Origin of the sequence: Delftia sp. ASV31, from assembly GCF_016428765.1 — a bacterium.
GTDB classification, from domain to species: domain Bacteria; phylum Pseudomonadota; class Gammaproteobacteria; order Burkholderiales; family Burkholderiaceae_C; genus Comamonas; species Comamonas acidovorans.
This window is the reverse complement of sequence record NZ_JAELTK010000231.1, coordinates 1-394: the sequence shown is the minus strand read 5'-3', so window position 1 is coordinate 394 and position 394 is coordinate 1. Positions and strand designations below refer to the sequence as shown.

Annotated in this window: 1 protein-coding gene; it reads right to left on the bottom strand. The window is 57.9% G+C overall.

The features are described from left to right. The coding region (locus JHD82_RS29140; protein WP_199140387.1) for a hypothetical protein at positions 1 to 327 on the bottom strand (327 nt) is incomplete at its 3' end. Between the last annotated feature and the right edge of the window lie 67 nt (positions 328 to 394).

The following is a 394-nucleotide window of genomic DNA, read 5'->3' as shown; positions in this document are numbered from 1 at the left end:
ATCCAGCACCTGACGAGGATGCTCATGACCCGGAATGCTGCTGTCGAGCAGGCACAGCAGGCTGGAACCCCGGGGCGTCAGGATGAAATTCTCACCGTTGCCCCCCTCTTCCTCGGGCCGAGTTTCGAGAAATCCCCGATCCAGAAGCAGCTTTTCGTACTCGGTAGCAGTGACTTTCAGATCATCCAGGTTACCGGTGGACTCACCTTGCGCCGCCTTAGCCGCCGCATGCTGCTCGGCGTAAGGACGGGGGGAGAAACTGTGGCCGGCGCCGTTCTGCACTACGTGCAGCAGCCGTTCGATCAGATCCCACTTGTAAGTTGTCATGCTGATTCAACCTCCAGACACAAGAATGACATGCCGTTCATAGGTTGTGACCGACAGGCCTTTCAGC